The sequence below is a fragment of the Streptomyces sp. NPDC003011 genome, from assembly GCF_053591515.1.
The window spans coordinates 84,352-94,213 of the sequence record NZ_JBSFTY010000028.1 but is presented as its reverse complement, the minus strand read 5'-3'; the positions used below and the strand labels follow the sequence as shown (position 1 = coordinate 94,213).

The 9,862-nt window shown below is 69.2% G+C and carries 6 protein-coding genes and 1 pseudogene; 2 read left to right on the top strand and 5 right to left on the bottom strand.

Going from position 1 to position 9,862, the window contains the following annotated elements:
• Window positions 1-145: 145 nt before the first annotated feature.
• Complete coding sequence (locus ACWD0J_RS16690; protein ID WP_451496530.1) at window positions 146-1,612, bottom strand: non-reducing end alpha-L-arabinofuranosidase family hydrolase; 1,467 nt, start codon at window positions 1,610-1,612, stop codon at window positions 146-148.
• 962 nt (window positions 1,613-2,574) lie between these two features.
• Here ACWD0J_RS16690 and ACWD0J_RS16685 point away from each other — a divergent pair.
• Both ACWD0J_RS16685 and ACWD0J_RS16680 read left to right on the top strand, forming a co-directional pair.
• Window positions 2,575-4,005, top strand: a complete 1,431-nt coding sequence (locus tag ACWD0J_RS16685) for an endo-1,4-beta-xylanase (protein WP_451496529.1) — start codon at window positions 2,575-2,577, stop codon at window positions 4,003-4,005.
• 31 nt (window positions 4,006-4,036) lie between these two features.
• A complete protein-coding gene (locus tag ACWD0J_RS16680; protein WP_451496528.1) occupies window positions 4,037-5,407 on the top strand; it encodes an RICIN domain-containing protein in 1,371 nt (456 codons plus the stop codon).
• 100 nt (window positions 5,408-5,507) lie between these two features.
• Here ACWD0J_RS16680 and exaC read toward each other — a convergent pair whose 3' ends face one another.
• The 4 genes and pseudogenes from exaC to ACWD0J_RS16660 form a co-directional block, all read right to left on the bottom strand.
• Entirely contained in the window at window positions 5,508-7,031 is a 1,524-nt protein-coding gene (gene exaC / locus ACWD0J_RS16675) for an acetaldehyde dehydrogenase ExaC (protein WP_451496527.1), read from the bottom strand.
• Window positions 7,032-7,228: 197 nt separating this feature from the next.
• The gene (locus tag ACWD0J_RS16670; protein WP_451496526.1) at window positions 7,229-8,518 is read right to left on the bottom strand and encodes a GAF domain-containing protein; all 1,290 of its coding nucleotides are present in this window, start codon (window positions 8,516-8,518) and stop codon (window positions 7,229-7,231) included.
• Between the two features lie 106 nt (window positions 8,519-8,624).
• Complete coding sequence (locus ACWD0J_RS16665) at window positions 8,625-9,332, bottom strand: N-acetylmuramoyl-L-alanine amidase (protein WP_451496525.1); 708 nt, start codon at window positions 9,330-9,332, stop codon at window positions 8,625-8,627.
• Window positions 9,333-9,409: 77 nt separating this feature from the next.
• Window positions 9,410-9,634 (bottom strand): annotated as a pseudogene (locus tag ACWD0J_RS16660) (acetamidase/formamidase family protein); the annotation flags it as partial.
• Window positions 9,635-9,862 lie beyond the last annotated feature (228 nt).

Sequence of the window (9,862 nt, the reverse complement as noted above, 5' to 3'; positions counted from 1 at the left end):
GGTCGGCGTCGCGCGGGGCGGCGAGCCTGAGGCCGGGCACGACCTGGAGGATCGACATGTCCCACATGCCGTTGTGGGAGGGGCTCGGCCTTCCGCCGAGCCCGCCACGCCGGCTCCATTCGGGAGCCGGACTCGTGTCACGCCGTCAGCGCTGCAGGGTCAGCAGACCCGGACGGTAGGGCAGGAGGCCGTAGTCGCCGCCGGAGTTGGGGCTGCGCCCCTGGTAGAGCAACTGCAACTTGCAGGGATCGACCGTCATGGTCTGATCGGGGCTGGTGCGGATCAGTTCGCCGTGGCTGATGTCGTTGGTCCAGGTGGCGCCACTGTTGGCCTTGCCCGCGAAGGGATTGCTCTCGGTCGCGGCCTGGGGTGTCCAGGAGCCGTTCAGACTGGTGGCCGTGAACGAGCGGAAGTAGCGGCCCTGTGAGCCGATCGCCTCGACGATCATGAGGTAGCGGTTCTGGCCCTGCAGCTTGTAGACCTGCGGGGCTTCGAACAGGTTGTTCGTCGTATCGCTCATGACCACGGTCGAGGTAGTGCCGAAGCTGCCCGGGAAGTTCCCGATCGGCATACTGGCCCGGTAGATCTTGCCGTTGTCACCGGCGAAGAACAGGTACATGTTCGTCCCGTCACCGATGAGCGTCTGGTCGATGGGTCCTGTTCCGGAGCCGGTGATGCTTCCGGAGAAGAGCACCTGCTGGGACGACCAGCCATTCGGGTTGGTGGGGTCGCTCGACGTCCGGTAGGAGAAGGCGGTCCCGCCCCACTGGTAGGCGAGCACCCAGATGTTCTTCGGTGCGAAGTAGAAGAGCGTGGGCGCGACGGTGGAAGTCGACATCGTGTTCTGGCCGGCCGAGGCCATCTCCGACCAATTGGTGAACAGGCCGAAGTTCATCGAACCCCAACGCGTCCCTGTGTCGTGTGTCGTCGCATAGACGAGTTGCCTGCCGTTGTAGGGGACGACGGTGAAGTCCTTGAGCGAGACCCACCCCGGCTTGGGCTGCGCCAGAGCGCCCGTTGATGTCCAGCGGTATGTCGACGGAAGATCGCACGGGCCGGGGTTGTCGCTGCCGACCTTGACGAGCTGCCACTGCTGGTTGGTGCCGTCCCGGTCGTCGTACTGGACGATGTTCCCGTTGTCGGCGGTGGAGGCGCCTTGCACTTCGAGGGCCTTGCTGCTGTGGCGCGAGAGGAACCTCACGTAGCCGTCCGAGCTGTCGGCCAGCCGCCACTGCTGGTTGGTGGCGTTCAGGTCGGCCCACTGGACGACAGAGCCGCCGTTCGCGGTGGACCAGTTGTGGACGTCCAGCACCTTGCCCGAGTGGCGGGACTTGACGCGGTAGTAGCCGCCCCCGGAATCGACGAGCTGCCACTGCTGCTGGATCTGATCGTTCCTGGTCCACTGGGTGATGCGGGCGCCGTCGTCGGTCGCCAGGTTGTAGACGTCCAGGGCCTTGCCGCTGTTGCGGTTGACCAGCACATACGAGGCGTTGGGGTCTACGGTCGCCGCGCCGGCGGGCTGGGCACCGAGGAAGGTGGCCACGAGCAGCAAGGGCGCAAGGACGGCGAGTAAGCGTCTCAGGCGGACCGGGGACGGGTGGCGAGACCACATCAGAGGGCACTCCTTTGGGGGCGGGGGTGAGGTGACCCCGACGAAAACGCGCGGAGCGGAACTCCCGGGGGCGGAGACGATCTCGAAACATTTCGAACAATTCCCGGAAGCTGTGACGCCACAAGCTAGGAATGTGGGGCCCTTCGGTCAAGACCTGTGGCCGATCTGTCCACAAACAGCGCCTCGCCTCTGGGCCTGACAAGCTGCCGCGCCGACCGGAAGCACTCCTGTTCGCGATACGGCTCACCAGCTCAAGGGGTCCGCGCGGAGAATAGGCGTCGAGCGAGTGGCGTCCGCGCGCTCGTCCCGGCGCCGGCCCCGCACCCACGGCATCCGCCGACGGCGGCGCTGGAGTTCGCCATCCCGGCTTGCCGGGATTCCGGAAAGTTTCGGGCAAGGAACGAAACTAATTCTGCGAGGAGTATTGACGATGCATCGTCAATACCTCAATCATCCCTGTCGAGTAACCGGCCGCGGTTCGAGATGTCGAACCATGTGAGCCATGAGCACTCATGGGTGAACGGCAACACGCACCGCTGCGCGACAGATCCGCGCATCCGGACAACACCTGCGCCACCACACCCGCGCCACCACACCCGCGCCACCACACCCGCGCCACCACACCCGCGCCACCCCATTTCGTTCCGGTGAGGTTCGCACCACGCGTCCTGGCTCTTCGCGCAGTTGGAGAGGTACGCGACGCCGCGTGGCGGTCCCCCCGGCTGAGCCGCGATGGAGTGCCCATGCTTGTGCCGAAACACCGCCGCCGGCCGCCGTACGTCACCCGACGGCCTGCCGGGCGCCGTCCGTGCCGGTGGAGATCGTCCCGGTCCGATGGCCGTGGTGTCGGCTCATCCCGTGTTCCCGGGTACGGCCCGCCCCGTCCGCCTGCCGAGTGGGAGCGGACGACGCATTCCCCTGCGCTCCAGTCCTTCCGTGATGTCTACCTTGGAGGCACAGTCATGGGCTCGTACGCCCTTCCCAGACCCGTTGTCCGCCGCAAGATCCGCGGCCTGCTGTTGGCGCTGGTCGTCGGCGTCCTCGTCGCGGTCGCCGCACTGGTCGCGCCGCCGACCGCACACGCCGCGGAGAACACGCTCGGCGCCGCGGCGGCGCAGAGCGGCCGCTACTTCGGCACCGCCATCGCCTCGGGCAGACTGGGCGACTCGGCGTACACGGCGATCGCGGGCCGTGAGTTCAACTCGGTGACGGCCGAGAACGAGATGAAGATCGACGCCACCGAACCGCAGCGGGGCCAGTTCAATTTCACCGCCGGTGACCGCGTCTACAACTGGGCGGTGCAGAACGGCAAGCAGGTGCGCGGCCACACCCTGGCCTGGCACTCCCAGCAGCCCGGCTGGATGCAGAACCTCAGCGGCAGCGAGCTGCGCCAAGCGATGATCGGCCACATCAACGGCGTGGTGGCCCACTACAAGGGCAAGATCGCCCAGTGGGACGTCGTGAACGAGGCCTTCGCCGACGGCAGTTCGGGTGCCCGGCGCGACTCCAACCTGCAACGCACCGGCGACGACTGGATCGAGGTCGCCTTCCGTACCGCGCGAGCCGCCGACCCGGCCGCCAAGCTCTGCTACAACGACTACAACGTCGAGAACTGGACCTGGGCCAAAACCCAGGCCATGTACGCCATGGTCCGGGACTTCAAGCAGCGCGGCGTGCCGATCGACTGCGTCGGCTTCCAGGCGCACTTCAACAGCGGCAGCCCCTACCACAGCAACTTCCGCACCACCCTGCAGAACTTCGCCGCTCTCGGCGTCGACGTGGCCATCACCGAACTCGACATCCAGGGCGCCCCGGCCACGACCTACGCGAACGTGACCAACGACTGCCTGGCCGTCCCGCGCTGCCTCGGCATCACCGTCTGGGGTGTGCGCGACACCGACTCCTGGCGACCGGAGCACACGCCGCTGCTGTTCAACGGCGACGGCAGCAAGAAGCCCGCCTACACCGCCGTCCTCAACGCACTCAACGGCGGCTCCACCACGCCCCCTGCGGATGCGGGGCCGGTCAAGGGCGTCGGTTCGGGCCGCTGCCTGGACGTGCCCGGCACCAGTACCGCCGACGGCACCCAGCTCCGGCTGTGGGACTGCAACAACGGCACCAACCAGCAGTGGACGTACACGGCCGCCGGCGAACTCAGGGTCCACGGCAACAAGTGCCTGGACGCAGCCGGCACCGGCAACGGCACCAAAGTCCAGATCTACAGCTGCTGGGGCGGCGACAACCAGAAATGGCGCCTCAACTCCGACGGATCGATCGTCGGCGTCCAATCCGGCCTCTGCCTCGACGCCGTCGCAGGCGGCACCGCCAACGGCACCCTGATCCAGCTCTACTCCTGCTCGAACGGCGGCAACCAGCGCTGGACCCGCACCTGATGGGACCTGCCACGAACGAATGGGTGAGTCGATGAAGACCTTCGGTGCGGCTTCCCCCGCCCCGCCCCGCAGACCTCGCTGGTGGTCCCGGGTCGCCGCCGTGGTGGCGGCGACCCTCGCGATCGGCATGCTCACCGCGGTGAACCCGGCGCCCGCCGAGGCTGCGACGGTGGACACCAACGCCTGGTACGTCCTGGTCAATCGCAACAGCGGCAAGGCTCTGGACGTCTCCGGCACGTCCACCGCCGACGGCGCGCGGGTCAGCCAGTGGACGCGCACCGACGGATCCAACCAGCAATGGCAGTTCGTGGACTCCGGCGGCGGCTTCTACCGTCTCAAGGCCCGGCATTCGGGCAAGACCCTCGACGTGGCCGGCGCCTCGACCGCGGACGGTGCCGCGATCCAGCAGTGGGCCGACCACAACGGGGCCAACCAGCAGTTCCGCCTGGCCGACTCCGACGCGGGCCACGTCCGGCTGGTCAACCGCACCAGCGGCAAGGCGGTGGAGGTGCAGGGTGCCTCGACCGCCGACGGCGGCAGCGTCGTCCAGTACACCGACTGGGGCGGCGCCAACCAGCAATGGCAGATGATCAAGCTGTCGTCCGGTGGTGGCGGCGGATGTGGCAGCGCCCCGACTCTGGCGAGCGGTACACACACGATTGAGAGCGGCGGCAAGAGCCGCAGCTTCATCCTCAGGGTTCCCGCCGACTACGACAACAGCCACCGCTACCGGCTGATCTTCGCGTTCCACTGGCGGGGCGGAACCGCCGGCGACGTCGCCTCGGGCGGCACGAGCGGGAACGCCTGGTCCTACTACGGCCAACAGGAGCAGTCGAACAACAGCGCGATCCTCGTCGCCCCCCAGGGCCTCGGCAACGGCTGGGCCAATCCGGGGGGCGAGGACATCACCTTCGTCGACGACATGATCCGGCGCATCGAGGGCGGCCTCTGTGTCAACCCGGCACAGCGCTTCGCCACGGGATTCAGCTGGGGCGGCGGTATGAGCTACGCACTCGCATGCAGCCGGGCGAACGTCTTCAGGGCCGTCGCGGTCATCTCCGGCGCTCAGATCAGCGGGTGCAGCGGCGGCACCCAGCCCGTCGCCTACTTCGGCATCCACGGTGTCAGCGACTCCGTCCTCACCATCGCGCAAGGACGGTCCCTGCGCGACCGACTCGTCAGCAACAACGGCTGCGCCTCCCAGAGCCCGCGCGAGCCTGGGCCGGGCAGCCGAACGCACATCACCACCACCTATTCGGGCTGCCGTGCCGGATACCCGGTCCAATGGGCCGCGTTCGACGGAGGCCACATACCCGGTCCGGTCGACGGCTCCTCCGCCGAAAGCGGCGTCACCACCTGGACCAAAGCAGAGATCTGGAGGTTCTTCGCACAGTTCCAGTGACCTGCCCGCACCACGGGTGGAGCCAGGATGATCCTGGCTCCATCCTGCCGACGTCCATCACCGAACGCGCCGTCGCCGAGGCGGAGACGGACTTTCCGCTCTAGAAGAAGCCCAGTTTCTTCGGGCTGTAGGAACAAAGAAGGTTCTTCGTCTGCTGGTAGTGCTCCAGCATCATCTTGTGCGTCTCGCGGCCGATCCCCGACTGCTTGTATCCGCCGAACGCGGCGTGCGCCGGGTAGGCGTGGTAGCAGTTCGTCCAGACGCGGCCCGCCTGGATCGCCCGGCCCGCGCGGTACGCCGTGTTCATGTCCCGCGTCCAGACGCCCGCACCGAGGCCGTACAGCGTGTCGTTGGCGATCTTGATCGCGTCGTCGAAGTCGTCGAAGGACGTCACCGAGACCACCGGTCCGAAGATCTCCTCCTGGAAGATCCGCATGCGGTTGTCGCCCTCGAAGATGGTCGGCTGGACGTAGTAACCGCCTTTCAACTCGCCGTCGTACTCAACGCGTTGCCCACCCGTGAGGATCCTCGCGCCCTCCTGCCGGCCGATGTCCAGATAGGAGAGGATCTTCTCCAGCTGGTCGTTGGAGGCCTGGGCGCCGATCATGGTGTCGGTGTCGAGGGGGTGTCCCGGCTTGATCAGCTCGGTACGGGCGACGGCCGCCTCCAGGAACTCGGCGTAGTGGCCGCGCTGGACGAGCGCCCGGGACGGGCAGGTGCACACCTCGCCCTGGTTGAGCGCGAACATGGTGAAGCCCTCGAGCGCCTTGTCGCGGAAGTCGTCGTTCTTCGCCCATACGTCGTCGAAGAAGAGGTTGGGCGACTTGCCGCCCAGCTCCAGTGTGACCGGCTTGATGTTCTCCGAGGCGTACTGCATGATCAGCCGCCCCGTCGTCGTCTCACCCGTGAACGCCACCTTCGCCACCCGCGGGCTGGACGCCAGCGGCTTGCCCGCCTCCGCGCCGAAGCCGTTGACGATGTTCACCACACCCGGCGGCAGCAGGTCCGCGACGAGGCTCATCCAGTAGTGGAGGGACGCCGGGGTCTGCTCGGCGGGTTTGATGATCACCGCGTTGCCCGCGGCGAGGGCGGGGGCGAGCTTCCACGTGGCCATGAGGATGGGGAAGTTCCAGGGAATGATCTGCGCGACCACGCCCAGCGGCTCGTGGAAGTGGTACGCCACCGTGTCGTCGTCGAGCTCGCCGAGTGAGCCCTCCTGCGCGCGGATCGCGCCCGCGAAGTAGCGGAAGTGGTCGATGGCGAGCGGAATGTCCGCCGCCAGCGTCTCTCGCACCGGCTTGCCGTTCTCCCAGCTCTCCGCCACCGCCAGGGGTTCGAGGTGCGCCTCCATCCGGTCGGCGATCTTCCGGAGGACGTCGGAGCGCTCGGTCACCGAGGTGCGGCCCCAGGCCGGGGCGGCCGCGTGCGCCGCGTCCAGCGCTCGCTCCACGTCCTGCGCCGTGCCGCGGGCGATCTCGGTGAACGGCTGCCCGTTCACCGGGGACGGGTTGTCGAAGTACTGTCCGCGGGCCGGCGGTACGTACTCGCCGCCGATGAAGTGGTCGTAGCGCGCCTGGTAGGAGACGATCGCGCCCTCGGTTCCGGGCGCAGCGTAACGGGTCATGCCGGTCTGCCTCCTTCAGCAGCGCTGCCCGCCGTTGGGCAGCTCTCGGCGCGAGGCTAGGCGGCGGGGGGTTGCAAGTACGTTGCGTTGAGTGAGGGGGTGGCCGGTGCAAGTGCCGGTGCCGGTCGCCCCGGGAGCGCCGCAAGGTTGCGGGGCTGAGCTCGCGGTGTTGAGGCCGGGGACCGAGGGCGAACGGCTCAGGGGATCGGTCGGCGGGCCGTCAGGCGTGGCCACCCGCGTGGTGCCGCCAGTTCGGATTCCAGTGCCGCGAGACGAGCCCGGACCGCCGCCGTCGGCCGCACCGCGGCGAGCGCCCGCCATACGTCCAGATCGTCCTCGCCCCACAGCGCGTGTGCCCAGTCGGCCAGCAGGTCGGGGTCACGGCGGGCGATCAGTGCGGTGCGGAGGCCGTCGGCGAGGCGTCGCCGTACCCGGGCCACGGCCGGGGCCTGCGAGCCGGGCAGCAGCGGGCCCGCGTACGCTGCCGCGGCCGCCGTCACCGCACCGGTCTCCAGCCGCCGTTCGACGACGGCGACGTCGGACTCGACCGGCACGGTGAGACGGTAGGGACGCGACGCGAGCAGGTCCGGACCCAGCACCCGGCGCAGCCGGGCCAGTTCGGCGCGCAGCGTCACCGGCGGCACCGACTCGTCCTCGTACAGTGCGCACAGCAACTCGTCGCCGGTCAGCCCTTCCGGATGGCGGGCCAGCAGCACCATGATCTCGCTGTGCCGGCGGCTGAGCCTGATCCCGCGACCGCCGGTGCACAGCCGCGCCTCGTCCCGTCCCAGCGCGGTGAGCTCGGGGGCGTCGGCGACGGCCTGTTCGGGCAGGAGCAGGGCCAGCTGGGACTCGGCGGCCCGTGCCACGGCCTGGACGAAACCCAGACTGTGCGGATGCGCCAGCTCGTCACCGCCGGTGATGTCCACGGCACCGAGCACCCGCCCGGAGCGCGGATCGTGCACGGGGGCGGCCGCACACGTCCACGGCTGCACCCGCCGGATGAAGTGCTCGGCCGCGAACACCTGTACCGGCCGGTCGAGGGCGACCGCGGTGCCCGGCGCGTTCGTCCCGACCGCGGTCTCCGCCCACCGCGCACCCGGGACGAAGTTCATCCGGCCCGCTTCGCGGCGCGTGCTCGGATGGCCTTCGACCCACAGCAGCCTGCCGTGCGCGTCGCACACGGCGAGCAGATGCTCGCCGTCCGCCGCGAACGTGCCCAGCAGCTCACGGAACAGCGGCATCACCCGTGCCAGCGGATGCTCGGCACGGTAGGAACCCAGGTCACCGTCGGCGAGCTCGACCCGCGCGGTGCCGTCGGGCCCGACCCCGGCCCGCGCCGAACGCCGCCAGGAGTCGGCCACCACCGAGCGCACCGGGCGCGGCACGGTACCCGCCTCGGCGAACGTGTCGTGCGCGCGCCGCAGCATCCGCACACGCTCGGCGGGGTCGGCCCCCGGTTCCAGGGCCACCCACGGATCGGTCAACTCGGCCTCCCCGAAAGGCGATGCTCTCGGGGACATCGTCACGCCGGGTACGCGCGCGGACAACCGTTTCGACCGCGCTCACCCGAACGGCGGGCCTGTCGTCCGGTCAGGCGAGGTCGACCAGCCTCATGAAGCGCGTCCAGTCCCAGTGCGGGCCGGGATCGGTGTGGTCCGCGCCCGGCACCTCGTGGTGCCCGATGATGTGCGCCCGGTCTCTGGGAATGCCGTACTTCGCGCAGATCGCGGCCGTCAGCCTCGCCGACTGCTCGTACAGGGCGTCGGTGAAGTAGGCGGGCCGGTCCACCCAGCCCTCGTGTTCGATGCCGACGCTGCGGGTGTTGTAGTCCCAGTTCCCCGCGTGCCAGGCGATGTCGGCCTCACGGACGCACTGCGCGACATGCCCGTCCGCCGACCGGACGAGGTAGTGCGCGGACACCTTCTTCTGCGGATTCCGGAAGATCGCCAGCGTGTCGGCGTACGTCTCCTGGGTGACGTGGATGACGACGTGGGTGAGGGGATGGGCGCTGGGACGGCTGGACGCCGTGTAGTTGGACGGGGCCGCCGGCTGCCACTCGGCCGCGGGGTAGTCGACGGCCCGGGCCGCTGTGGGGTAGTCGACCGCTCGGGCCGCTGTGGGGTAGTCGACGGCTCGGGCCGCCGCGGTGCGGTCGGCAGTCCGGTCCGCCGCGGGGCGGTCGCCGGGCCGGGTCTGTGCCCGGGCGGGAGTGTCGGGCAACAGCGCGGAGGGGACGGCGGCCGACGCGGCGCCCCACAGCAGCCGTCGCCTGCTGGGGAGTGGTCTCGCGTGTTCCATGGGGGAGTGCCTTTCAAGGTGGGCGGTGTTCAGCCTCGTAGGGGCGATGCGGTCTCCCGAAGCAGGGCATGCACGCCTCAGCGTGTCTCGCGCTCGGGCAGCCACTCCTTGCGCATCTTTGCCACGCACGTGTGGTTCGTGTCGCGCACCTTGGCCAACGGGGACTCCACGGTCTGGGTTGCGAACTGGTACGCGTCCAGCTCGCTGGACCCGTAATCGCGCATGAGCCAGTGCACCAGGTCGAGCTGGGATATCCGGAACGCGTCCTCCAGTGGGCGCGCCGAACCCGTCGAGACGATGTGCGCACCAGGTGCGCACCAGGGCCGAACGGACCCCATTGGGCGGCGCGCCGCCGAACGTCCAGGCGGACTCATCCGGTTCGGGACGCACGGTCAGGATCCTGAGGTCGTTCATCGTGCACAGCTCCGTTCGGCGGAGGGAAAGCCGGTGGACGGCGGTTCGTCGAGGAAGGTTGGGCCGATGTCGGTCGGCCCTGGATCCAGCCCGCTCCGAGCCGGACCCGCCCGCCG